17 protein-coding genes and 1 pseudogene are annotated in these 24,531 nt (G+C 73.0%); 13 read left to right on the forward strand and 5 right to left on the reverse strand.

Annotation, left to right across the window (positions count from 1 at the left end; all coding sequences use genetic code 11):
- Nucleotides 1-48: 48 nt before the first annotated feature.
- Nucleotides 49-885 (reverse strand): DMT family transporter, encoded by an 837-nt coding sequence (locus V7E45_RS10190; protein WP_333773768.1) that lies wholly within the window; start codon nucleotides 883-885, stop codon nucleotides 49-51.
- Nucleotides 886-1,010: 125 nt separating this feature from the next.
- Here V7E45_RS10190 and V7E45_RS10195 point away from each other — a divergent pair, with 125 nt between their 5' ends.
- The 4 genes from V7E45_RS10195 (at nucleotide 1,011) to V7E45_RS10210 (ending at nucleotide 6,142) form a co-directional block, all read left to right on the forward strand.
- Nucleotides 1,011-1,595: a helix-turn-helix domain-containing protein gene (locus tag V7E45_RS10195; RefSeq protein ID WP_333773769.1), complete on the forward strand. Its 585-nt coding sequence runs from the start codon at nucleotides 1,011-1,013 to the stop codon at nucleotides 1,593-1,595.
- A gap of 232 nt (nucleotides 1,596-1,827) precedes the next feature.
- The gene (locus tag V7E45_RS10200) at nucleotides 1,828-2,538 is read left to right on the forward strand and encodes a hypothetical protein (protein WP_333773770.1); all 711 of its coding nucleotides are present in this window, start codon (nucleotides 1,828-1,830) and stop codon (nucleotides 2,536-2,538) included.
- A 169-nt stretch (nucleotides 2,539-2,707) separates the two neighbouring features.
- Nucleotides 2,708-5,350, forward strand: coding sequence for an amino acid permease (locus V7E45_RS10205; protein WP_333773771.1), 2,643 nt, complete (start codon nucleotides 2,708-2,710; stop codon nucleotides 5,348-5,350).
- A gap of 30 nt (nucleotides 5,351-5,380) precedes the next feature.
- A complete protein-coding gene (locus V7E45_RS10210; protein WP_333773772.1) occupies nucleotides 5,381-6,142 on the forward strand; it encodes an SDR family oxidoreductase in 762 nt (253 codons plus the stop codon).
- On the opposite strand, the pseudogene V7E45_RS40565 reads toward V7E45_RS10210, so the two are convergent.
- The 4 genes and pseudogenes from V7E45_RS40565 to V7E45_RS10240 form a co-directional block, all read right to left on the reverse strand.
- Nucleotides 6,103-7,507 (reverse strand): annotated as a pseudogene (locus V7E45_RS40565) (diacylglycerol kinase family protein). The gene V7E45_RS10210 and the pseudogene V7E45_RS40565 sit on opposite strands and share 40 nt — an antisense overlap.
- Nucleotides 7,508-7,650: 143 nt before the next feature.
- Nucleotides 7,651-8,682, reverse strand: a complete 1,032-nt coding sequence (locus V7E45_RS10230) for a YihY/virulence factor BrkB family protein (RefSeq protein ID WP_333773775.1) — start codon at nucleotides 8,680-8,682, stop codon at nucleotides 7,651-7,653.
- Between the two features lie 51 nt (nucleotides 8,683-8,733).
- Nucleotides 8,734-9,087: a DUF805 domain-containing protein gene (locus V7E45_RS10235; protein ID WP_333773776.1), complete on the reverse strand. Its 354-nt coding sequence runs from the start codon at nucleotides 9,085-9,087 to the stop codon at nucleotides 8,734-8,736.
- A gap of 86 nt (nucleotides 9,088-9,173) precedes the next feature.
- Nucleotides 9,174-10,409 (reverse strand): alpha/beta hydrolase family protein, encoded by a 1,236-nt coding sequence (locus V7E45_RS10240; protein WP_333773777.1) that lies wholly within the window; start codon nucleotides 10,407-10,409, stop codon nucleotides 9,174-9,176.
- A 167-nt stretch (nucleotides 10,410-10,576) separates the two neighbouring features.
- Here V7E45_RS10240 and V7E45_RS10245 point away from each other — a divergent pair, with 167 nt between their 5' ends.
- From V7E45_RS10245 to V7E45_RS10285, 9 genes are all read left to right on the forward strand, one after another.
- Nucleotides 10,577-11,191 carry a hypothetical protein gene (locus V7E45_RS10245; RefSeq protein ID WP_333773778.1) on the forward strand — a complete coding sequence of 205 codons (615 nt, stop codon included), beginning with the start codon at nucleotides 10,577-10,579 and terminating at the stop codon, nucleotides 11,189-11,191.
- A gap of 37 nt (nucleotides 11,192-11,228) precedes the next feature.
- Nucleotides 11,229-12,320 (forward strand): hypothetical protein, encoded by a 1,092-nt coding sequence (locus V7E45_RS10250; RefSeq protein ID WP_333773779.1) that lies wholly within the window; start codon nucleotides 11,229-11,231, stop codon nucleotides 12,318-12,320.
- A 46-nt stretch (nucleotides 12,321-12,366) separates the two neighbouring features.
- Complete coding sequence (locus V7E45_RS10255; protein WP_333773780.1) at nucleotides 12,367-13,143, forward strand: TIGR03936 family radical SAM-associated protein; 777 nt, start codon at nucleotides 12,367-12,369, stop codon at nucleotides 13,141-13,143.
- A gap of 262 nt (nucleotides 13,144-13,405) precedes the next feature.
- Complete coding sequence (locus tag V7E45_RS10260) at nucleotides 13,406-17,605, forward strand: Rne/Rng family ribonuclease (RefSeq protein WP_333773781.1); 4,200 nt, start codon at nucleotides 13,406-13,408, stop codon at nucleotides 17,603-17,605.
- A 230-nt stretch (nucleotides 17,606-17,835) separates the two neighbouring features.
- A complete protein-coding gene (rplU, locus tag V7E45_RS10265) occupies nucleotides 17,836-18,156 on the forward strand; it encodes a 50S ribosomal protein L21 (RefSeq protein ID WP_020269559.1) in 321 nt (106 codons plus the stop codon).
- Nucleotides 18,157-18,170: 14 nt separating this feature from the next.
- Nucleotides 18,171-18,425, forward strand: coding sequence for a 50S ribosomal protein L27 (gene rpmA, locus V7E45_RS10270; RefSeq protein WP_020940020.1), 255 nt, complete (start codon nucleotides 18,171-18,173; stop codon nucleotides 18,423-18,425).
- Nucleotides 18,426-18,546: 121 nt separating this feature from the next.
- On the forward strand, nucleotides 18,547-19,995 hold the full coding sequence (gene obgE / locus V7E45_RS10275) for a GTPase ObgE (RefSeq protein ID WP_333773782.1): 1,449 nt from the start codon (nucleotides 18,547-18,549) through the stop codon (nucleotides 19,993-19,995).
- A gap of 432 nt (nucleotides 19,996-20,427) precedes the next feature.
- Nucleotides 20,428-21,924 carry a bifunctional cytidylyltransferase/SDR family oxidoreductase gene (locus V7E45_RS10280; protein WP_333773783.1) on the forward strand — a complete coding sequence of 499 codons (1,497 nt, stop codon included), beginning with the start codon at nucleotides 20,428-20,430 and terminating at the stop codon, nucleotides 21,922-21,924.
- 159 nt (nucleotides 21,925-22,083) lie between these two features.
- Nucleotides 22,084-24,204, forward strand: a complete 2,121-nt coding sequence (locus tag V7E45_RS10285) for a hypothetical protein (RefSeq protein WP_333773784.1) — start codon at nucleotides 22,084-22,086, stop codon at nucleotides 24,202-24,204.
- Nucleotides 24,205-24,531 lie beyond the last annotated feature (327 nt).

Raw genomic sequence — 24,531 nt, forward strand, 5'->3', positions numbered from 1 at the left:
GGGGTGCGCGGGTTGCGGCTGCGTGGGGGCCGCTCAGGTCGGGACGGCTCAGGTCAGGGCCAGGAGGCCGACGGCGACGGCGGCGGTGCCCAGGCCGACGAGCTGCCCGCGGTGGACGCGCTCGGCGAGCACGCCGCGCGCGAGCAGCACCGTGCCGGCCGGGTAGAGGGCGGTGACCACGGCGACGACGGTGAGGTCCCCGCCGCGTGCGGCCAGCAGGAACAGCAGGTTCGCCACGGAGTCCAGGATGCCCGCGGCCGTCGACAGCCCGTACGCGGGCCGCTCGGAGCCCAGTCGGCGGCGCAGCAGCCCGGCCGCCGCCAGGGTGACCGCCGAGGAGACCGCGCGTCCGGTGATCAGCGGAGCGACGCCGCTGCCGGACGGTGCCTGGTGCAGGAAGACCAGCTGGAGCGCGATGGCCGCGCCCGCCCCGAACGCAAGCAGCAGCGCGGTCCGCGAGGGACGGGCCGAGCCGGCGCCGTGCCCCGCGCTGACCAGGACCACCGCCACCAGTGCCAGTGGCAGGCCCACCAGACCGGCGGCGGTCAGGCGCTCGCCCTGGAACAGGCCCACGCCGACGGGCAGCGCGGCGGACACCAGGGCGGTCACCGGCGACAGCACGTTCATCGGGCCGATCGCCAGGGTGCGGTAGAGCAGCGCGAACGCGGCCGCCGATGCGACGCCCGACGCGGCGCCCCACCCCAGCGTCGCGGGATCGAACGAGGCGCCGAGCACCGGCCACAGCAGCAGCTCGACCGCGAGACTCGCCGGCGCCGCGATCATCACGGTGCGCAGCACATGGGCCTTACGGGCGCCCAGGCCGCCGAGGAAGTCGGCGCACCCGTAGGCGAGCGAGCTGCCCAGAGCCAGCAGCAGAGCGATCACAGCACATCCCTTACCATTCAGTCGAACGACCGCACCGTACAACGAACCGACCGCCTCGTGTCAACCAAACGACTGAACGGTGCATTCCATTGACCAAGCTCGATCCAGCCGAGGATGGTGATCAGGTGGCCGAGACAGCCGCCGCCCTGCGGACGGTCGCGTACAACGTCCGAGCGGCCCGGGTCCGCGCGGGCCTGTCCCTGGAGGAACTCAGCAGGCGCGCCCAGGTCAGCAAGGGCGCGCTGGTGGGACTGGAGAAGGCCCAGGGCAACCCCAACCTGGCCACTCTGGTCCGGCTGGCCGACACCCTCGGCATCTCGGTGTCCGCCCTGATGCAGGGACCGCCCGAGGGCCGCGTCCGCCTGGTCTCCGCCGACGCCGTCGCACCCCTGTGGACCGGGGAGCACGGCAGCGAGGCCCGGCTCATGCTGACCACCTCGGGCCCGGCCCCCGTGGAGGTCTGGCGCTGGCGGCTCGAGCCGGGCGAGGAGTACCCCAGCCACCCCCACCAGGCCGGGGTCGTGGAGACCCTCAGCGTCACCCGGGGCCGGATGACCCTGGTCGTCGACGGCACCGAGCACACCGTCGAGGCCGGGCAGACCGCCACGTTCGACGGCGACACCGCGCACGTCTACCGGGGCGCGGGTGACGAGACCTGCCACGTGATCATGACCGTCCACCTGCCGCCCGGCCCCGCGCCCACGGCGTGACGTCCCAAGGCCCTGACGTCCTGAGGGACCACGGCCCGAGGTCCTGACGTCCTGAGGGACCACGTCCTGATGGACTACGGCCTTACGGCCCGACGGGTCACGTGGGCTAGTCCGATGTATTGACCTACCAGCGTGTTCTCCCAGGACAGCACCGGCGTTCCCGCGGGCCACGGTCAAGCTCGCTCTCGGACTCGGGCAACACCCGAACCCTCTGAGAACAAGGAGCACCCACGTGAGTCCTGAGCGCATGAGAGCCCCGCGGCCGGGGCCGGCGGCCCCCAGCGGGCCCGGTAGGGTCCGCAGGCTCGCCGCGATCGCCACGGCGGTGACCGTCGCGGTGGCGACCCCCGCGGTGGCGGTGGCCGCCGGCATGACCTCCCGGACCGGCGCGACGACGTACACGGCCGGCCCCCACCCCTGCGACGAGCACGGCAAGCCGCGCCACCGTGGGGGTGGCGACTGCGAGACCAAGCACCCCCAGCCCACCGTCACGGTGACGCAGACGGCCACCGCGACCGCGACGGTGACGGCCACCGCGACGGCGACGGTGACGGCCACCGCGACGGCGTGCGGCACCGGTGTCGACTCGACCCAGCCCAACGGCATGGAGCAGTTCCTCGCCGCACTGGTCGGCGGGACGCCGTTCGCCGGCCGGCGCCCCAACATCAACGCCACCCCCGACAACCCGAACATCGTCTCGGGGCCGGCCAACACCCCCGGCTGGATCGACCTCAGCACGATCGCCGGCTACCCCACGAACTCTCCGGTCTGCGACGTCTCGGTCGACGCCAACGGCAGCGACGCCTTCTACAAGATCATCACGCAGGGCGGCTCCGTCTACACCCTGCACTGCGCGGCCAACGGCACCGCCCTCGTGTGTCCCGCCCCCGCCCAGGGCACCGTCCCGCAGTCCCGGTGGACCGCGGTGACACCCCAGCCCTGAGCCACACCGGCCGTCCCGGGACGGCACGGAGCGGCCCCCGACCAACTGAGCGGGCGGGGGCCGCCGAACGCACGCCCCGGCCGGCCACACCGTGCAGTCGTGCAGCCGTACGGGCTCACCGCCCGCCTCCGCTGTTGCGGAGGTGCGCGGCCCCGCGTTGCAATCAAGTGTGAGGCACTTTGGCGGCGCCGAGTCTCCCGGCCGCCCCGCGCCCGGGACAGGGGTCGGCCGCAAGGGGCTCAGGAGCGACGCCCTGGGCCTGTTCTCCTCCGTCGTGATCGGCATCGCGTCCACCGCGCCCGCCTACAGCCTCGCCGCGACCCTGGGACTCATCGTGGCGTCGGTCGGCCTGCAGGCCCCGGTCGTCACCATGCTGTCGTTCCTGCCGATGCTGCTGATCGCGTACGCCTTCCGGGAGCTCAACGCGAGCAACGCCGACTGCGGGACCACCTTCACCTGGGCGACCCGCGCCTTCGGGCCGCGCGCCGGCTGGATGGGCGGCTGGGGCATCGTCGTCGCCAACGTCATCGTCATGGCCAGCCTCGCCGAGATCGCCGGTTCCTACGGCTTCCGGCTCGTCGGCCAGGACGCGCTCGCGGAGAACCGGCTGTGGACCACCGTGGCCGGCGTCGTCTGGATCGCCGTGATGACAGCGGTCTGCTACGTCGGCATCGAGGTCTCGGCCGCCGTCCAGCGCTGGCTGCTGTGCCTCGAGGTCGCCATGCTCGTCCTCTTCGCAGTCGCCGCGCTGGTCAGGGTCTACACCGACCCGCCGTCGGGGGCGATCCACGTCTCCGCCTCCTGGTTCAACCCCTTCGAGGTCTCCTCCGTGAAGGCCCTCACCTCCGGCCTGCTGGCGGGAGTCTTCATCTACTGGGGCTGGGACACCGCCGTCTCGATCAACGAGGAGACCGTCGACAGCACCCGCATCCCCGGGCGCGCCGCCGTCCTGTCCACCATGGTGCTCCTGGTCCTGTACGCGCTCGTGGCCACCTCGGCCCAGGCCTTCGCCGGGGTCGGCGCCTCGGGCATCGGGCTCGGCAACCCGGACGACTCCGACGACGTCCTGTCCGGGCTGGGCGAGGCCGTGTTCGGCCACCAGGCCGCGGGGCTCGCCCTGGCCAGGCTGCTGATCCTGATGGTGCTGACCTCGGCGCTCGCCTCCACCCTGACCACCATCCTGCCGCTGGCCAGGACCGTGTTCTCGATGGCGGTCCACAAGGCCGTCCCCGCCCGGTTCGCCCGGGTCCACCGCAGGTTCCTCACGCCGACCTGGTCGACCGTCGGCATGGGCGCGGTGTCCATCGCCTTCCTCGTCGTGCTCACCTCCTTCAGCGGGAACGTGCTCGCCGACTCGATCGACTCCGTCGGTCTCGCCATCACCTTCCAGTACGGGCTGACCGGCTTCGCCTGCCTCTGGTACCACCGCAGGGTCCTCAGCCGCAGCACCAAGGACCTCGTCTTCAAGGGCGTACTCCCCGGGCTCGGCGGGCTGATCATGTTCTGCCTGTTCTGCTACGCCGCCTACGTCTACGCGGCACCCGGATACGGCGCCACCAGCGTCGACCTGCCGCTGCTCGGACCCACCGGCGGAGTCACCTTCATCGGCCTGGGCGCCCTGCTGCTCGGCCTGCTGCTCATGCCGGTGGTCACCCGGGGCCACACCGTGGCCCTCAAGCTCCAGCGCAGCCTCCTCCCGCGCCGGCTGGCCCCGCACACCGCCGTCGAATCGGCGAGCCGCTACCTGCCCGCCGACAGCGGCTCCGGGGTGGGCGGCGACTGGTACGACGTCATCCCGCTGTCCGGCACCCGGGTCGGCCTGGTCGTCGGGGACGTGCTCGGCCACGGCCTGCGCGCCGTGGCCACCATGGGCCGCCTGCGGACCGGCGTGCGCGTCCTGGCCCGGCTCGATCTGGCCCCGGACGAACTCCTCTCCCGCCTCGGCGACCTGGCCGAGCAGACCGCGCACGAGCGCGAGGCCGACCACGGCCCCGGTCACCCCTGGTCGCAGGCCGACGCGGCCCTCGGCGTGACCTGCCTGTACGCCGTGTACGACCCCGTCTCCGGCGAGTGCAGCCTGGCCCGGGCCGGGGAGTCGGTGCTGGCGGTCGTCGAACCCCGGGGGGGTGTCGCCCACTACCCCGAGTTGCCGCCCGGACCGCCGCTGGGCGTCCCGGGCGTGCCCTACCGGAGCACCGAGTTCCGGCTCCCGCCGGGCAGCCTCCTCGCCCTCTTCACCGGCGGCCTCCTGCAGGCCACCGACGGCGGCGACGCCGGACGCGCGCAGCTGTCCCGGGTCCTCGCCTGGGACCGCGACGGCCGGGAATCCCTCGACGCACTCTGCGACCGTGCGGTGACCACGCTGCTGCCCGGGCCGGTGGACGTGGACGCGACGCTGCTCCTGGTCCGCACCCGCCTGCTCGACCGCACCCGGTTCGCCCAGTGGGAACTGCCCCCCGACCCCGCCGCCGTGGCCACCATCCGGGCCGCCGTCGGCAAGCAGCTGGGCGACTGGGGCCTGGACGACCTGGTGTTCACCACGGAACTCATCGTCAGCGAGCTGGTCACCAACGCCATCCGCTACACGAGCGGCCCCGTCCGGGTACGCCTGATCCGCGACCGCAAACTGATCTGCGAGGTCTCCGACACCGGCCACAGCGCGCCCAACCTGCGGCACGCCGCGACCGACGACGAGGGGGGCCGGGGCCTGTTCATCATCGCCCAGATGACCCACCACTGGGGCACCCGCTACACCCCCACCGGCAAGACGCTCTGGACCGAGCAGGACCTGCCCCCGCCGTCCGGCCCGTGAACCGGCCGCCGCCCGCACCCGGAGGTACAGATGAGTGCAGAGACCAGCGCCACCGACGCCGGTGGCCGACCGAGCCTGGCCGGCCGGACCGTGGTGGTGATCGGCGCGAGCGCCGGCATCGGGCTCGAGACCGCCCGCCAGGCGCGCGCCGGCGGTGCCCGCGTGGTCATGACCGGCCGCGATCCCGAACGGCTGCGGCGGGCCGCGGCCGAGCTCGACCCGGTCGGTACGGCCGCGTTCGACGCCACCGACACCGACCGGCTCAGGGAGTTCTTCGACGGCCTGCCGGGGCCGGTCGACCATGTCATGGTGACCGCCGGCGCCCCCAGCTACCGTCCGCTGGACGAACTCGACCTCGACGACGCCCGGCGGGACTTCGGCGACCGCCTCGCCACCACGCTCGGGGTGGCCCTGCACAGCCGCGGCAAGGTCCGGGACGGCGGCACCCTGCTGTTCATCGGCGGCACCGGAGGCCGTCGCCCCGCGCCCGGCATGGCCGTCGTCTCCGCGATGACCGCCGCGCTGCCCGCCCTGGTCGCGAACCTGGCACTCGAACTGGCGCCGGTCCGGGTGAACCTCATCGCCGCCGGCTTCGTCGACACCCCGCTGTCCGCCGCGCTCCTCGGCGACCGGCTGGAGGCCCGGCGCGATGAACTGCGCGCGACGCTCCCCATCCGGCGGGTCGTCGGCCCGGCCGACGTCGCGGCCCTGGCCGTCCACCTCATGTGCAACGACGCGCTCACGGGCGCGACCTACGACATCGACGGCGGCCAGCAACTCCTTCCCCACTGACCCCCGGCACCACGTCGTGTCGTGGCGTTCCCCCCGGCTTCCCGGGCAGCCGCCGAGCGTGCCCCGGAGCGGCCCAGGGCGAGCCGGGTCACTTCCGGCCAGTCGACCGGGGGGCCGCCGGCCGGGCGGCCGGGGCGGTCGCGCGGTACGCGGACACGCAGCGCGCCCGGGGCGATGCGGCAGACGACGGGAGCGGGGAGCGTGACGTGCTCGCCGTCGATGCCGGCGGCCAGGGTGCCGTCGCTGCCGCCCGCCACGACGACCTCCCTGGCGGTCAGCCGGGTGAGCCCCGGGGAACGGTCGCCGCGCACCAGCCGCGCCGCCTGCGCCGTGTCGTCCACCCGCACGCACACCACGCCGAGCAGCCCCGACGCCAGGCTCCGCCGCCGGCCCGGCCGGTTGGCGTCGGCGGCGCGCAGATAGGGGTTGTTGCTGACGAGCAGGGCCTGCAGCCCGGTCAGTCGGCTGCCGCCGGCCCGCATCTCCAGGCGCGGCGCCCGCGGACCCGTGAGCAGGACGGGCAGCGACCGGAACGCGGTGTGCAGCTTGTGGCCGCGGTAGTCGGGCTCGGCGACCACGGCCGCGTAGGTGCCGAACGAGGCGTTGTTGACGAACGCCCGGCCCGCCGCGTACCCGAGGTCCACCCGGAACTCGACGCCGTCGGACAGGGCCTGGAGCGCGGTGGACGGGTCGCGGCGGTCCAGGCCGAGGTCCAGGGCGAAGTGGTTGCGGGTGCCCGCGGGGGATCGCCAGGAAGGGCACTCCGTGGCGGGCGGCCACCTCGGCGACCAGGGCCTGCGTGCCGTCGCCCCCGGCCACGCCCAGCAGGTCCGCCCCCTCCGCGACCGCGCGCCGGGCCAGGGCGGCCACGTCCTGGTGGGCCCCGGGTTCGAGCAGGACCACCTCGGCGCCCGCCGCCCGGGCCCGGGCCGCCAGGTCGAAGCGGTCCACCTTGCCGCCCCCGGAGAGCGGGTTCATCACGATCCACGGGTGACGGGGCGCGGGCGCCGGGCGCCGCCACTGCCCGGAGACGTCGTCCTCGGGGACCAGCGCGGTGTGCCCCGCGGTGTGGGCGACCAGCCACAGGACGAAGGTCGCCAGGGCCGGCCACAGCATGCCGTACGTGGCGTAGAGGCCCAGGACCGTGAGCGGAGCCGCCACGGACAGCAGCGCGCCGAGGAGCCGCAACGGTCCGGTGTGGGCGAGCGTCCACCACACGCCGACCGCCGTCAGCGCGACGCCCACCACCGCGAGCAGGAGCCAGAGCGCACTGCGCAGTCCCGCGGCGACGAGCGGCACCACGGCACTGCCCACCAGGGCCACCAGTGCCAGACGTGCCCGCCATGGACGGCCTTCGGTGGTCATCCTGCGCCTCGCCTCGTCTCGCCGCCGCGGCCCGGTGCCCGGCTTCGCCCCGTGCGGCCGGGTGCCGGCTCCCAGCGTCCGCCCGGGGGCCGCCGACCGCCTCACCCCGCGCGGGTGAGCCGGTCACGGCGCCGGCCGTCCGCTCAGTTCGGCTCGTCCGGCGGTTCCTCGGGGCGGTGGCGGGACACCTGACGGCGCGCTGCGCGCCAGCGGGAGCGGGTCTGCTCGACCATGCCGTCCCACTGCCGGCGGACCTCGTCGTCGGGGGTGCGCTGCCCCTGGGCGATCCGTGAGAGTTCGTCCGCGACCTCGCGCCCCAGCGCGGCCGACCCGACGACGACGAGCATGACGCCGAAGAGCGTCGAGATCAGCGCGAAGACGGCACCGACCACTCCGTAGCGCTCGGCGGAGGTGTTGAACAGGTGCGGCAGGTAGAGGGCGGTGCCCCAGGAGTAGACGGCCGTGGCCACGGCCGCCGTGACACCGAAGGGCACCAGGTCCTGCCAGCCGACCCTCCGGGCGGACAGCAGGTAACCGCTCCAGATCAGGAAGGCGGCGGACAGCGGTGTCTCGCAGATCGTCGCCACGAGCCCCCGCCTGCTCTCGCCGAGCACCGCGTACAGCCAGCCGGTGAGGATCGCGAAGACAGCTCCGGACAGCAGCCACCACAGCCCGTTGCGGGTGTTGCGCACACTGAGCGGCTTGAGTTCCCAGGCCTGTTCGAACAGGCGCTGCAGGGCGCGGGTGAAGCTCAGCGCGGAGATGACGAGGAACAGCACGCCGAACACGCCCACGCCGGTGCTGGTCTCGGCGGGTGAGAAGAGGGCCTTCACCGCGTCGGCGCCGGCCCCGGTCAGGCCGTACCGGGAGATGATCCGGTCCGCGGCATCCGCGTTGGTGAGGCTGGACAGCAGGGTGCCGCCGATGATCGCGACCGGGACCAGGGCGGTCAGCGAACTGGAGGCCAGGGCCATCGAGCGGTCGAACCCCGCGATCCGCTGGAAGCGGGCGAAGCACCCCAGCGCGAAGGCGGGACGCAGCCAGAACGTGAGCGTTCTGGTCAGGCGCCGGCGATTTTTCTCCGCCGTCCTGCCCTCCTCGGGAAGCGCGATCAGGGCGGTATGCCCGGAAGGCGACTTTAGCCGTCCCGAGGGCCGGTTCCCCGCCGCCGACACGGCAAAGGCCCGCCGGAGACTCCGGCGGGCCCTGCTGTCACTGACGTCCGGTCAGGCGGCCGTGGCGTACTTGGGGTTGGCCCCGTACTTGTTCGGCTCCGCCTTGCCCTCGCTGGCGAGGAAGACGATCAGGATGATCGCGCCCACGAGCGGGATCAGCGAGATGAAGATCCACCAGCCGGAGCGGCCGGTGTCGTGCAGACGCCGAACCGTGACACCGAGACCCGGGAGCAGGACGGCCAGGCTGTAGATCAGGCTGAGGATGTTCGAGCCGATCGCGCGGTCGACGACCGTCAGCACGATGCTGATGATGATGTTGAACAGGAAGAACATCCAGTATTCCTGTCGGCGCGCGCGCCCGCTGAAGACCGCGTACTTCTTCAGGACGTCCACGTACCAGTGCATTCTCGTCCCCCCCAAGGGATGGTGTTGTGCGTGACACCATCGAATCAGTCGCCATGACCGAAAGCCATCGCTCTGGCGTGCACAGTTCAAGGCGTTACCTTGCTGCGGCCGTTCGGTGACACGAAACCGTCCAGCCAGTCGAAGACACGCTGCTCGAACAGGGCGCGGCCCATGGGTTCGCAGTGCCGGTGCGCCCCCTCGGCCTCGGTGAACCGGACCAGCCGCTTCGGCCCCGGCAGCGCGTCGTACAACTCCCGTGAGGCGCCCGGCCAGAAATGCTCGCCGTCCGGGTCGGTGATCAGCAGCGGGGTGGAGATCCGGCCGACGACGGGCCCCAGGTCGTACCGACACACCTCGGCGAGCAGCGCGGACGGCGCCTCGATGCCGTACGGCTTGGCCCGCCAGCGCCATGTCGCGGCGAGCGCCGGGTCCTCGGCGAGGGCGCCCTCCAGCACGCGGTCGAAGGTGTCGCGCTCGCCGGACTCCCACAGCGCGCGCAGGTCGGGCCCGAGGTTGTGCCACCAGCTGTCCACCACGCGCGTCACCCCCGGGTCGGCGACCGCGGCGGCGATCCGGTGCTCGAAGGCCACGGCGCGCGGGACCCAGTAGCCGGCCTGGCTGATGCCGGCCAGGACGATCCGCGCGGGGTCGACGTCGGGGCGGGCGAGCAGGAAGTCCACGACCGGGGTGATGACCTCCTCCCAGTCGGGCCGGAAGGTCACCCCGTGCTCGAACAGCATCGACTGCTGGCCCGGGCCGTCGAAGAGCAGGACGCGGTAGCCGCGCGCCACGGCCGGCGCCCCGAGCATGGTCCAGGCGGTGCTGACCGGGCCGTCGCTGCCGTTGTTGACGATCAGCGTCGGCGACCGGCCCGGCACGTCGGAGGCACCGGAGGGGCTGATCAGGTAGCCGGGCAGCGACATGTCCTCGTACGGGATCGCCACCGGCTCGGCGGGCGGCTCCCAGGCCGCCAGGAAGCGGTCGAAGCAGGCCCGATGCTCCGGGAACACCTCGGCCAGCCGCTTGTCCGGGTCCGTGGCCGCGTCGACGCCCACGAGGGCCGTGCCCAGATAGCCGGCGGCACGCAGCCAGGCGTCCCGGGCGCTCACCGAGTGTCCCCGCCCCGCATCGCGGTCGGCCTGCTCCCGCACCCTGCGGCCCAGCGCGGCCCAGGCGTCGAACCACTCCTGCCCGCCGGCGTCCGCGACGGCGGAGGCGGTCGCCAGCACCTCACCCACATCGGCGCCCTGCCGCCAGGCCGAGCCGAGAGCAACCACGATCTCGTAGTCGAACTGGACGTTGTCGCTGAAACGCTGGGTCATGGCGGCTCCCTGGCAGCCCGTGTCGGCACCCCCCCGCGCGTCACGACCGCAGCTCCCACGCTAGGACCGCGCCGCGCGGGCCGCACAGCGAGCGGCATGCGGCCGGCGCCGACCGACGGCACGATGAGAGGAGCGGGGGGCGGCGGCACCCGACGGGAGGAACCCCCATGACCCAGCAGACGGAGACGAAGGCACCGCCCCGCAAGCCCGTCGGCACGGGCAACGTGTTCCTCTCGTTCGCCCCCTGGATCATCTTCGGCGTCGTCGCCAGTCCCAGCACCTGGGAGTACGCGGCGCTCGCCGCGCTGATCGCCGCGATCGTCCTGTCGGGCAAGGACGTCCTGCGCGGGCGGTTCTACCTCCTGGACATGGTCGGCATCGTCTTCTTCGCCGTGATCACGGTCCTCGCCCTCGCCCTGGACCGCTCGGAACTCGTGTGGCTGGAGACCTACGCCCAGGTGATCTCCAACGCGGTCGTGGCCGCCGTCGCGCTCGGTTCGCTGCTCAACGACCCCTTCACCGCCCAGTACGCCCGCGCGCAGACGCCCCGCGAGTACTGGCACTCGCCCGTCTTCCTGCACATCAACCGGGTGCTGACCGCCGCCTGGGGCGCGGTCTTCCTGCTGATGGCCCTTTCGACGTACCTGGCCATCCGCGTCCCGTCCATGGACGACTGGTTCAACTGGGTCATCCCCGTCGTCCTGCTGGTCGCGGTCATCAAGTTCACGGCGCGCTACCCGGACGCGTACAAGGCACGCGCCACCCACGGCGTCCAGACGTAGGCGCATCCGTACGGCCGCCGGGAGCGTCTGTCCGGGCATGGACCTCGACAAGCCGCCCGCCCCGCCGCCACCGCCCGAAGGATGTCTCACCGTGGCGATCCGCCTTCCCGTGCGGATCGTCGTCCTCGTCCTGGTGCTCCCGGTGCGGATGGCCTGGGACGCGCTCGTCGTGTGCGGACGCTTCCTGCGGGACACGGTGCTGCGGCCGGTCGGCCGCGCGCTGCTGTGGGCCGGGTGGGCGCTGCTGGTGTGGCCCTGGGCGACGCTGTGGCGCCACGTCCTCGTGCCCCTCGGGAAGGCGCTCGGACGACTCGGCCACGTCCTCGTCGTCGTGCCGCTGCACTGGCTGTACGCGCGCGTGCTGACCCCCGTCGGCCACGCTCTCGCCCGTGTCGCGCGAGCGGCCGGGACGGGACTCGCGTGGCTCTACGCGCGCGTGCTCACCCCGGTGGGCCGAGCGGTCGCCAGGTCGCTCGAGTTCGCCGGCCGCCTGCTCGCCGCGGCCGGGGCGGGTGTGTGGGCCGGCGTGGTCGGGCTGGTGCGTCACCTGGTCGTCGCTCCCGCGCGCGTGCTGTACGCCTGGGTCCTCGCACCTGCCGGGCGGGCGCTGGCCTGGTGCGCCGGCGCCGTCGTCACCGGGGTCGGCGCGGCCCTGTACTGGACCGCCCGGGTCCTGCTCGTCCTGCCCGCCGTCGCCCTGTGGCGCCGGGTCCTCGCGCCCGCCGGCCGGATCCTCGCCGTCGTCGCACGGGAGGTGGGGGAGGCGCTCGGGCACGCCTGGCGGGTGGCCGGGCGGGTCTCGCGCGCCGTCGGACGGGTCGTGGCGACCCTCTTCCGGTGGATCTTCGTGGAGCCGCTGCGCCGGGTGTACCGCACGGTCCTCGTCCCCGTGGGGCACGTCGTACGGGACCTCGCCCTGCGGCCGGCCGCCCGGGCCGCGCGCGCGGTGGGCCGCACCGCCCGGCAGGCGCTGGACGGCGCCCGAGAGACCCTGCGGCAGGCCCGCGCCGACCTCCGGCGCGTGCTCCTGGGCGAGTCCCGGCCGCGGACCGCGGTGGACCGGCGGGAACCCACGGGCCGCGGGACACGTACTCTTGGTAGCAGTACGACCGCTCTCACGAAGGACTAGGACACTGGGCAAGCGACAGCCCGAAGGCCCGCCGCCCGCACCCGCGGTGCAGCGCATCCGACTGCGCTACACCAAGCGCGGCCGCCTCCGGTTCACCAGCCACCGAGACTTCCAGCGCGCATTCGAGCGTGCGCTGCGCCGCGCCGAGGTGCCCATGGCGTACTCGGCGGGGTTCACGCCGCATCCGAAGGTGTCGTACGCCAATGCCGCACCCACCGGCACGGGCAGTGAGGCGGAGTACCTGGAGATCGCGCTGACCGCGCCGCGCGAACCCGAACCGCTGCGCGTCCTCCTCGACGAGTCGCTGCCCACCGGGCTCGACATCGTCGACGCGGTCGAGGCACGGACCTCGGGTCTCGCCGACCGGCTCACGGCCTCCGTGTGGGAGCTGCGGCTGGACGGCGTCGACCCGGTCGACGCCGAGCGCGCGGTCGAGGCCTTCATCGGGGCCGACACCGTCGAGGTGCAGCGCATGACCAAGAACGGCGTCCGCACCTTCGACGCCCGCCCGGCCGTGGTCAGCCTGGAAACGCACAGTTCGCAGGCTGATAGGCCGACCGACCAGCCCTGTGCGATACTGCGGCTGGTTGTTCGGCACGTGACGCCTGCCGTACGACCCGACGACGTCCTGTCCGGTCTCCGCGCCGTGGCCGACCTGGCGCCGCCGGTCCCCGCAGCGGTGACCAGGCTGGCGCAGGGGCTGTTCGATGAAGAGACCGGCACGGTGACCGACCCGCTCGCGCCCGACCGCGAGGCAGCCGAGGCCCTGACGGCCACACCGGCCGCCGCCGCGACGACGCCGACGCCGGAAGGTTCCGCGTAGGGACGGACGTCGTAGCGCCGCCCTCGTACTCGGGAGCCACCTGGGTCGGGCAGCGCACCGACCAGAAGACTTTCGCCAGGCCGTACCGACAAGGCGTACGGAACCGGCGAGACAGGACACAGAGTGCTCCCGTGCGGCGCCCGCGCCCCGGACGGCGGCCATCGCGCATCGCGCGGGCCGCGGACGTCAACGGCGGACGGTCCATCGTGACCGCCGCCGGACCAGGCGCGGCGCCCGGGAGCCTGACGGGAGAAATGCCCGCATGCTTGAACCGACCGAACCCAACGAGGGTTCCGAACTGAACACGCCGAGCGACACCCTGCCCCCGCGCAGGCGTCGCCGTGCCGCCTCCCGCCCGGCGGGCCCGCCCTCCGGGGCCGAGGCGCCCACCGAGGTGAGCGCGCCGGCCATACCCCTCGCGGAGGCCGACGAGATCACCGAGGCCGAGGAGAAGGCCCGGGCCGAGGAGAAGGCCAAGGCCGAGAGCGGGACCGTCGAGGAGCCCGCGCCCGCCGGCCGCACCCGCCGCCGGGCCACCCGCCGCGCTTCCGCGCCGGCCGGTCCGGCGTCCGGCGAGGCCGCCGAGACGGTCGTGTCCGCCACGGCGGGCGCCGACGAGACCGAGGCGGCTGGCGCGGCCGCCGGGACCGCCGAGGTCGCCGAAGAGGTCGCGCCCCGTCCCACCCGCCGCCGGGCCACCCGCCGTGCCTCCGCGCCGGCCGGCCCCGCGTCCGCCGAGGCCGCCGAGACGGTCGTGTCCGCCGCCGACTCCGGCGCCGCCACCGAGGAGAAGACGGAGCAGCCGGTGGCCGAGCCCGCCGCCGCGCCGCGCCGCCGCGCCTCCCGGCGCGCCTCCGCCCCCGCCGGCGCGCCGAAGGCCGCCGAGACCGCCGAGCAGACCGTGACGGCCACCGAAACGGCGCCCGCCGCGCAGGCCCCGGCCGCCACCGAAGCCGCTCCCGCCGCCGAGGCGGAAGCAGCGCCCACCGGCCGTACGCGCCGGCGCGCCACCCGCCGGGCCGCCGCGCCCGCCGGCGCCCCGGAGGCGACCGAGGCCGCCGAGACCGTCGTGCCCGCCGCCGAGGCCGCTCCGGAGGAGCCCGCGACCGCCGAGGCCGGTGAGGCCGGCGACGCCACCGAGGACGCCGCCCCGCGCCGCACCCGCCGCCGCGCCACCCGCCGGGTGACCGCGCCCGCCGGTGCCTCCGAGGCCGCCGAGGCGCCCGTCACCGCCGCTGAGGAGACCGAGATCGCCGAGCCCGTGACCGCCCAGCCCGCGGCCGCCGAAGCCCCCGCCGAGGAGGCGGCGCCGCGTCGCCGCCGCCGTGTGGTGCGCCAGGCCGCGACCGGGTTCTCCGCGCCCGCGCACACCGAGGCCGAGGCCGAGGCCGACTCCCCGCGCCGCCCGTCCCGGCCCGCCGTGGCCGTGTTCCAGGCGCCGGTGTTCACCGAGCCGAGGTTCCAGACCCCCGAGCGGGCCGCCGCCCAGGCCGCTGCCGAGGCGGCCGAGACGGAGGAGACCGACGAGAGCGGGACCGAGACCTACCCCGAGGAGCGCGCCGAGGCCGGCTCGCGCCGCCGCCGTCGCCGCCGGGGCGCCGCCGACGAGCCGCAGGCCGTCGAGCCCGCCGCCGAGGACGAGGAGCCGGAGGAGGCCGAGGAGGCCGCCGAGGACCTCGCCGACGGCGAGGAGGGCGAAGAGGCCGAGGGCGCCGAGGAGTCCGGCTCCCGTCGCCGTCGCCGCCGGGGCGGCCGTCGCCGTCGCCGCGGTGACGCCGCCGACGGCGAGGCCGGCGAGGGCACGGACGCCGACAGCGACGAACTCGCCGCCGAGCAGGCCGAACAGGACGCCGAGGACACCGCCGAGCAGGAAGAGGAGGACGCCGAGGACGCGCACGGCGAGGCGGGCGGTTCCGCCTCCAGCCGTCGCCGTCGTCGTCGTCGCCGTCGCGCCGGGGACACCTCCGCCGACGCCGAGCCGGGCGAGGGCGACCCGGAGCGCACGGTCGTCAAGGTCCGCGAGCCGCGCAAGGCCGGCGAGCCGTCCGACGAGGTGCAGTCCATCAAGGGCTCGACCCGTCTGGAGGCGAAGAAGCAGCGCCGCCGGGAAGGCCGTGAGCAGGGCCGCCGCCGCGTCCCGATCATCACCGAGGCCGAGTTCCTGGCCCGCCGCGAGGCCGTCGAGCGCGTGATGGTCGTCCGCCAGCACGGCGAGCGCACCCAGATCGGCGTGCTCGAGGACGGCGTGCTCGTCGAGCACTACGTCAACAAGGAGCAGTCGACCTCGTACGTCGGCAACGTCTACCTGGGCAAGGTCCAGAACGTGCTGCCGTCGATGGAGGCCGCCTTCATCGACATCGGCAAGGGCCGCAACGCGGTCCTCTACGCCGGTGAGGTCAACTTCGGGGCGCTGGGCATGGCCAACGGGCCGCGCCGCATCGAGTCCGCCCTGAAGTCCGGCCAGTCCGTCCTCGTCCAGGTGACGAAGGACCCCATCGGGCACAAGGGCGCCCGTCTGACCAGCCAGGTCTCCCTCCCGGGCCGCTACCTCGTGTACGTCCCCGAGGGCTCCATGACGGGCATCAGCCGCAAGCTGCCCGACACCGAGCGGGCCCGGCTGAAGACCATCCTCAAGAAGATCGTCCCCGAGGACGCGGGCGTCATCGTGCGCACCGCCGCCGAGGGCGCGAGCGAGGAGGAGCTGCGCCGGGACGTCGAGCGGCTCCAGGGGCAGTGGGAGGAGATCAAGAAGAAGGCGAAGAACGGCGGCTCCAGCGCGCCCTCGCTGCTCTACGGCGAGCCGGACATGACCGTCCGGGTCGTCCGCGACATCTTCAACGAGGACTTCTCCAAGGTCGTCGTGAGCGGCGACGACGCCTGGTCCACCATCCACGGCTACGTCTCGCACGTCGCGCCCGACCTCGCCGAGCGGCTGTCGAAGTGGACCTCCGAGGTCGACGTCTTCGCCACCTACCGGATCGACGAGCAGCTCGCCAAGGCCCTGGACCGCAAGGTCTGGCTGCCCAGCGGCGGTTCGCTGGTCATCGACCGGACCGAGGCGATGGTCGTCGTCGACGTCAACACCGGCAAGTTCACCGGCCAGGGCGGCAACCTCGAGGAGACCGTCACCAGGAACAACCTGGAGGCGGCCGAGGAGATCGTGCGCCAGCTGCGGCTGCGCGACCTCGGCGGCATCATCGTCATCGACTTCATCGACATGGTGCTGGAGTCCAACCGGGACCTCGTGCTGCGGCGTCTGCTGGAGTGCCTGGGCCGCGACCGCACGAAGCACCAGGTCGCCGAGGTGACCTCGCTGGGTCTGGTCCAGATGACCCGCAAGCGCGTCGGCCAGGGCCTGCTGGAGTCCTTCTCCGAGACCTGCGTCCACTGCAACGGCCGCGGCGTCATCGTGCACATGGAGCAGCCGACCGCTGTCGGCGGCGGCGGTGGCGGCAAGCGCAAGAAGCGCGGCCGGGGCGGTGACGGTCAGGAGCACGTGCACGAGACCGCCGCCGTGGCGGTGGAGACCGGTGAGGCCGTCGAGCCCGAGGTGGAGACCGCCGTCGAGGTGGCCGCCGAGCTGGCCGAGCCCGTCGCGCTGCCCGGCCCGGACTTCGCGCCGGACGAGGAGCTGTACAGCAGCGTCGCCGAGGCCGAGGCGGCAGCGGGCCGTGGCCGCGGCCGCCGGCGCGCGAGCCGCCGTGCCTCGGCACCGGCCGGAGCGCCGAAGGCCGAGGGCCGCGCGTCCCGCCGGGCCGCCGAGCCCGCCGAGGCGCCCACGGCCCAGGCCGTGACGGCCGCCGAGGAGGCCGTCCGTCCCGTGCGGCCGGAGCCGGCCGCCGAGGCGCTGGCCGAGCCCGCGGCCGTCGAGGACGCCGTCGTGCCGGCCGGGTCCGCGGTCGCCGAGCCCGCCGAGGACGCCGCGCCCAAGGGCCGTACGCGCCGCCGTGCGACCCGCAAGGTGTCGGCGCCCGCCGGTTCCCCCGCGGGGGCCGAGACGGCTGTGGTGACCGTGGCCGAGACCGCGCCCGCGGCCGAGGCACCGGCGGAGCCGGCCGCACCGGCCGCACCGGCCGCACCGGCCGAGGAGGCCGTCGCCGAGAGCGCCGCCCCCGCCCGCCCGCGCCGCCGCGCCGTGCGCAAGGCCACCGCGCCGACCGCGTCCGAGGAGACGGCCGTCGTGGTCGTCCCGTCGGCCGCGCCGGAGGAGGCCGCCGTGGAGCCGGCGGAGCCGGTTGACCTGGCGGAGCAGGCCGAGGAGGCGGCTCCGGCCAAGAAGGCGGCCCGCAAGACCGCCAAGAAGGCCACGGCCAAGAAGGCGGCCACCAAGAAGACCGCGGCCAAGAAGACGGCCGCCAAGAAGACGACGGCCAAGAAGGCGGTCAAGACCGCCAAGACGGCCGCCGCCAAGTCGACGGCGAAGAGGACCACCACGGTCCCGGCCGCCACCGACGAGGGCTGACACACCCGGGACGGGGCCGGTCCACGTGACCGGCCCCACACCCGGCGGGGCCCGGTTTGACCCCCTCGGCCATGGCCCCGTAACCTTGACCGTCGGCGTGTCGATCGACACGCCACATCCCCGTAAACCCAATTCCTCCCGGGCGCCATGCGGGCCGGGAGAGGTCACCCATGTTGTTGCTGGGCGGCTGGCCTGCGGGGGTGCCGTTCTCGAGCGAAAGAGAGATCCGCGTGTACGCCATCGTGCGCAGCGGTGGTCGCCAGCACAAGGTTGCTGTCGGCGACATCGTTGAGGTTGACAAGATTTCCACCGCCCAGGTTGGCGACACGGTCGAGCTCTCGACCCTGCTCGTTGTCGACGGCGACGCTGTGACCAGCGACCCGTGGGTGCTGGCCGGCATCAAGGTCCAGGCCGAGGTCGTGGACCACCACAAGGGCCAGAAGATCGACATTCTGCGCTACAAGAACAAGACCGGCTACCGCCGTCGTCAGGGCCACCGCCAGCAGTACACGGCGATCAAGGTCACTGAGATCCCCACGGCTGCGAAGTAAGGGACTGAGAACAGATGGCACACAAGAAGGGCGCATCGTCCACCCGGAACGGTCGCGACTCCAACGCCCAGCGGCTCGGCGTGAAGCGCTTCGGCGGTCAGGTCGTCAACGCGGGTGAGATCCTGGTCCGCCAGCGCGGTACCCACTTCCACCCGGGCGCCGGCGTCGGCCGTGGCGGCGACGACACGCTGTTCGCGCTGCAGCCGGGTGCGGTGGAGTTCGGCACCCACCGCGGCCGCAAGGTCGTGAACATCGTTCCGGTCGCCTGAATCAGCTGATTCGGCACCGAACGCTTTCGTGAGGCGGACCTCACTTCCCGGTCGGGAAGGCGGGTCCGCCTTTCGGTTGTTGACACCTAGACATACCCGTACTTCCTGGAGGCACTGAACCATGACCACCTTCGTGGACCGCGTCGAGCTGCACGTCGCCGCGGGTAACGGGGGCCACGGCTGTGCCTCCGTCCACCGTGAGAAGTTCAAGCCGCTCGGCGGCCCGGACGGCGGCAACGGCGGCCGTGGCGGTGACGTCATCCTGACCGTGGACCAGTCGGTCACCACGCTGCTGGACTACCACCACTCCCCGCACCGCAAGGCCACCAACGGCAAGCCCGGCGAGGGCGGCAACCGCTCCGGCAAGGACGGCCAGGACCTCGTCCTGCCGGTGCCGGACGGCACGGTCGTCCTGGACAAGGCGGGCAACGTGCTCGCCGACCTGGTCGGCCACGGCACCTCGTACATCGCCGCGCAGGGCGGCCGGGGCGGCCTCGGCAACGCGGCGCTGGCGAGCGCCCGCCGCAAGGCGCCCGGCTTCGCGCTGCTCGGCGTGCCCGGTGACCTCCAGGACGTCGTCCTGGAGCTGAAGACCGTCGCCGACGTGGCCCTGGTGGGTTATCCGAGCGCCGGCAAGTCCTCGCTGATCTCCGTGCTCAGCGCGGCCAAGCCGAAGATCGCCGACTACCCGTTCACCACCCTGGTCCCCAACCTGGGTGTGGTGACCGCCGGTTCGACCGTCTACACCATCGCCGACGTGCCCGGTCTGATCCCCGGCGCCAGCCAGGGCCGGGGCCTCGGCCTGGAGTTCCTGCGGCACGTGGAGCGGTGCAGCGTGCTGGTGCACGTGCTGGACACGGCGACCCTGGAGTCCGAGCGCGACCCGGTCTCCGACCTCGACATCATCGAGGAGGAGCTGCGGCAGTACGGCGGCCTGGACAACCGGCCCCGGATGGTGGTCCTGAACAAGGTCGACGTGCCGGACGGCAAGGACCTCGCCGAGATGGTCCGCCCCGACCTGGAGGCCCGCGGCTACCGCGTCTTCGAGGTGTCGGCGGTGGCCCACATCGGACTGCGGGAGTTGACCTTCGCCCTCGGTGAGCTGGTCGCGAACGCGCGCGCCGCGAAGCCCAAGGAGGAGGCGACGCGCATCGTCATCCGGCCCAAGGCCGTGGACGACACGGGCTTCACGGTCACCCGCGAGGAGATCGGCGGCGAGCCGCTGTTCCGGGTGCGCGGCGAGAAGCCGGAGCGCTGGGTGCGGCAGACGGACTTCAACAACGACGAGGCCGTCGGCTACCTCGCCGACCGCCTCAACCGCCTCGGGGTCGAGGAGCAGCTGATGAAGGCGGGCGCCCGCAACGGCGACGGCGTCGCCATCGGACCCGAGGAGAACGCGGTCGTCTTCGACTGGGAGCCGACGGTCATGGCGGGCGCGGAGATGCTCGGCCGCCGTGGCGAGGACCACCGCTTCGACGAGCCCCGGCCCGCGACCCAGCGCCGGCGCGACAAGCAGGCCGAGCGGGACGAGGCGCTGAACGAGTTCGGCGACTTCGACCCGTTCCAGTAAGAGCCGGCGTGACTGCGTGAATCAGGTGTGAAAACGGTGAGCGGCCCGGGTGCTAATGCACTTCCGGGCCGCTCTCGTGTTTCCGGCCCGCCGTGAATCGGGCCGCTTTGTGAGTAGCGGCTCGTAAAACGGGCAATCGCCGGGGCGAATTTCCCGGCAATGGGCGCCCGGCGGACGCGGGCCGCCGCCGGGACCGCTCACCGCAGGCCGCAACACCCCTGGCGTGGCACCCGGGCACCGAGCACCCAACGCCTGTGGACTTACTCACAGCCATTTCACGGTCGTTCAGGGAACCCACTGCCCAAGGGGCAGGTGTGCAAGGTGAATGACAGGTGGCGCTCACGTATGCAAGGGACGTCACTCACCTTGCACTGCGCTTACCCGAAGTGGGACCATTTCACGGTTCCCTGTCGCCCCAAGGTAGGTCAGCCTGTGTCACAGCACATAGCCAAGCCCCGAACCACCGCAGTGATCCTGGCCGGTGGCACCGGTCAGCGGGTGGGTCTGTCGATCCCCAAGCAGCTGCTGAAGATCGCCGGCAAGGCAGTCATCGAGCACACTCTGACCACCTTCGAGAACGCCGACTCGATCGACGACATCATCGTGCTGATGGCGCCGGGCTATGTGCCGGACATCGAGAAGATCGTCGCCAAGGCCGGGTTCACCAAGGTCAAGAAGATCATCGAGGGCGGCTCGACGCGGAACGAGACCACCGAGCGCGCCATCTCGGCCCTCCGCGAGGGCCTGGCCGAGGGCGAGGACCTCAACGTCCTCTTCCACGACGCCGTTCGCCCCCTGCTCTCGCAGCGCGTCATCGACGACTGCGTGACCGCGCTGGAGCGCTACCAGGCGGTGGACGTCGCCATCCCGTCCGCGGACACCATCATCGTCACGCGCACGCACGGCGAGGACGGCGAGTTCATCACCGAGATCCCGGACCGCTCCCGGCTGCGCCGCGGCCAGACCCCGCAGGCCTTCAAGCTGTCCACCATCCGCCGCGCCTACGAGGTGGCCGCGGGCGACCCCAACTTCCAGGCCACGGACGACTGCTCGGTCGTGCTCAAGTACCTGCCGGACGTGCCGATCCACGTCGTCGCGGGTGACGAGTACAACATGAAGGTGACCCAGCCGGTCGACGTCTTCATCGCCGACAAGCTCTTCCAGCTCGCCTCCACCGCCGCCCCCGAGCAGAACGGCGACGAGGACTACCGCGAACTGCTCACCGGCAAGACCGTCGTGGTCTTCGGCGGCTCGTACGGCATCGGCAAGGACATCGCCGAACTCGCCGGGTCCTACGGCGCCACGGTCTACGCGCTGGGCCGCTCCACCACCGGCACCCACGTGGAGAACCCGGAGGAGGTCGACGACGCGCTGTCCAAGGCGTACGCGGAGACCGGCCGGATCGACTACGTCGTCAACACCGCGGGCGTGCTGCGCATAGGCAAGCTCGCCGAGACCGACAACGCCACCATCGAGGAGGCGCTGAAGGTCAACTACCTGGCCCCGGTGCAGATCGCCCGGTCCTCCTACAAGTACCTGGCCGAGTCCAAGGGCCAGCTGCTGCTCTACACCTCCAGCAGCTACACCCGCGGCCGCGCCGAGTACAGCCTCTACTCCTCCACCAAGGCCGCCATGGTGAACCTCACTCAGGCGCTGTCCGACGAGTGGGCCGCCGAGGGCATCCGGGTCAACTGCATCAACCCCGAGCGCACCGCGACCCCGATGCGCACCAAGGCCTTCGGCCAGGAGCCGTCGGGCTCCCTGCTCTCCTCCGAGGCCGTCGCCCGCACCTCCCTCGACGTGCTGCTGTCGGAGCTGACCGGTCACGTCATCGACGTCCGCCAGCAGGACCCGACGGCCGGTGCCGCCAAGGCCTCCGGCTTCGAGCAGGCCCTCGCCTCCGTCCTGGACCGTCAGGATGGCGTGTAATAATCGGCTTAATTAGCTTCGCGGAATTCAGGCCTCTACGAGTACTCGTGCAACGGGTATCCGCAGGGGCCTGAATCCGTAGTCGCGAATTACCAATTCCCCCACGCCCTGGCAATTCTGAACAAAACCGGCACTCCCCCTCCCAGAGCAGGTTTCTCCGTGATATCCACCGCTATTCGCGTCGCCCGGGTGGGCAGCGCGGCCGAGCTGGCCGCGGCGGCCCTCATGATCCTGGGCTTCCCGGTGCTCATGCTGGCCGCGCTCGTCCCGAGCGTTCCCGCCTTCGCGGCCGCGGCCGCCGTGACGTACCTGGCGGACCACTATCTCCACCGCAGGAACAGCTATCTGATCAACCGCCTCAGCAAGGTCCGGGCGGGCCTGTCGATCCGGTTCCTGATCCGGCAGCTGCTGCTGATCCTGCTGCTGGCCCGGCTGTCCCTCGCGGACAACCTGATCTTCTACGGCGCGGTCGCCTGCTTCATCGCCTTCTACGGTCTCCAGGCCCCGCACGGCGCCCTGGTCACCCTGATCCGCAACCGCCGCCGGATGCCGGTCGCCACCCGCAACATCGACCTCAAGTCCCGCATCCGCATCCCGGACGCCCCGCCGCGCGTGCTGCTGCACCGCTCCGCGGAGAAGATCCTGCACCTCGACCTGTTCGCGGTCGTCGGCATCCTGGTCTCGGCGGCGCTCGACGACTCCGCCGTCGGGTTCGTGGGCATCGGCCTCACCATCGCCCTGGGCTGCCTCTACGTCGCCGGGCTCGTGCCGTACGTGCGCGCCGCGAAGATCCCGCCGAGGGCCGAGGCCGTGCTGGCCGCCGTCGACGACTGGCTGGCCGGCTACAAGCCGGAGACGGTCCTGTACTTCTCCGGCTCCAAGGACTCCGCGTACCAGGTCAACATGTGGCTGGAGACGATGGAGCAGCTGGACACCCGGCCGCTGATCCTCCTGCGCGAGCGCGCCATCCTGAACAACCTCGCGCCCACCACGGTCCCCGTCGTCTGCGTGCCCGGAGGGGTGCACCTGATGAACATGGACCTGTCGACCGTGCGCGTCGCCCTGTACGCGGCCAACGTCGGCAAGAACATCCACCTGCTGCGCGTGCCCACCATGAAGCACGTCTTCATCGGCCACGGCGACAGCGACAAGCTGGCCAGCGTCAACCCGTACAGCAAGGTGTACGACGAGGTGTGGACGGCCGGCCGCGCGGGCCGCGACCGCTACGCCATCGCCGACGTCGGGGTCCGCGACGACGACATCGTCGAGGTCGGCCGCCCGCAGCTCGCGCCCATCCAGGGCCGGCAGGGCGTGCCCGACGGACGCGTCCCGACCGTGCTCTACGCACCGACCTGGGAGGGCTGGGACGGCAACCCCGGCAACACCTCGATCGTCCTGGCCGGCGAGAACATCGTGCGGAAGCTGGTCGAGGCCGACCCGCCGGTCCGTGTCCTGTACAAGCCGCACCCCTTCACCGGCACCGTCAGCGCCGAGGCCGGCGCCGCGCACCGGCGCATCACCGCCCTGGTCGAGAAGGCCGCCGCCGAGCGTGCCGCGGACGCCCGCTTCGGCGCCGACACCGCCGCCCAGACCGCGGCCAGGGCCGAGCTGGACCGCGTCGAGGCCCGTCTCGCCGAGCTGGCCCCGGCCGGCGGCGACAAGGGCGACGAGGCCCAGGTCACCCGTGACGGCATCGTCGACGTCCAGCGGCACGAGGAGATCGCCCGGCTGCGCGCCGAGTGGAACGACGCCTACTGGCGCTCCTTCCCCTCGTACGAGCACCGGGTGATCACGGGCGCCGAGCCGCGCCTGTACGACTGCTTCAACGTCTCGGACGGCATGGTCTCCGACATCTCCTCCGTGGTCTCCGACTTCATCGCGAGCGGCAAGCCGTACGCGGTCACCGACTCCGCCGAACTCGGCGTGGAGGAGTTCAAGCGGCAGAACACCGCGGTGCGCGCCGCGACCATCCTGTCCAACAGCGCCGCCGAGCTGGGCGAGCTGCTGGACGCCGTGCGCGACCCGTCCCGCGACCCGCTGGCCGAGGACCGCGGCGAGCTCAAGCGCTACCTGCTGGGCCCGGACGAGCCGGCCTCCATCGACCAGTTCAACGCCGCGGTCGCCCACCTGGGCATGAAGGCCGAGGCCCGCAACGTGGGCCAGGAGTCCCGGACGGGCGCGGCCAACGCCGACCCCGCCGAGGCGGCCGAACTGACCAACGCGCTGCCGGGCCAGCGGGGCGCGTCCACCGGTGAGACGGACGGCGTGGCCGCCGGCTGACACGGACACCCGCCCGCAGCGACAGGGCCGGCCCCCGGGAGAGATCCCGGGGGCCGGCCCTTTTCCGCGTACCCGCGGGCGTTCAGATTTCTTACCGTGCCCTCTTACCGCGGCGGTGGCCCGGGGCTGAGCAACTCTTACAGGCCGTGCGTACTGTCCGGTGGCACCGGCGGGTGGCATCGGCAGCGAGAACCCGCGGCCCCCTGTCCAGCTGTGACGTACACCACTCCTCATCGGGCGTCAGGCAACCGCCTCAACGGGGGACCCGTCTAACAAGGCGAGATTGAGCAGATACGGGTGGAATGTACCGTTGACAAGGGTGACAAG

The sequence above is a fragment of the Streptomyces sp. IBSBF 3136 genome, from assembly GCF_036815105.1.
Classification (GTDB): domain Bacteria; phylum Actinomycetota; class Actinomycetes; order Streptomycetales; family Streptomycetaceae; genus Streptomyces.

Excerpts from the sequence above, each read along its gene's own strand:
- V7E45_RS10210 (WP_333773772.1), top strand. The coding sequence starts at position 5,381 with ATGAGTGCAGAGACCAGCGCCACCGACGCCGGTGGCCGACCGAGCCTG.
- V7E45_RS10235 (WP_333773776.1), bottom strand. The coding sequence starts at position 9,087 with ATGCACTGGTACGTGGACGTCCTGAAGAAGTACGCGGTCTTCAGCGGG.
- V7E45_RS10240 (WP_333773777.1), bottom strand. The coding sequence starts at position 10,409 with ATGACCCAGCGTTTCAGCGACAACGTCCAGTTCGACTACGAGATCGTG.
- V7E45_RS10245 (WP_333773778.1), top strand. The coding sequence starts at position 10,577 with ATGACCCAGCAGACGGAGACGAAGGCACCGCCCCGCAAGCCCGTCGGC.
- V7E45_RS10250 (WP_333773779.1), top strand. The coding sequence starts at position 11,229 with ATGGACCTCGACAAGCCGCCCGCCCCGCCGCCACCGCCCGAAGGATGT.
- V7E45_RS10260 (WP_333773781.1), top strand. The coding sequence starts at position 13,406 with ATGCTTGAACCGACCGAACCCAACGAGGGTTCCGAACTGAACACGCCG.
- rpmA (WP_020940020.1), top strand. The coding sequence starts at position 18,171 with ATGGCACACAAGAAGGGCGCATCGTCCACCCGGAACGGTCGCGACTCC.
- obgE (WP_333773782.1), top strand. The coding sequence starts at position 18,547 with ATGACCACCTTCGTGGACCGCGTCGAGCTGCACGTCGCCGCGGGTAAC.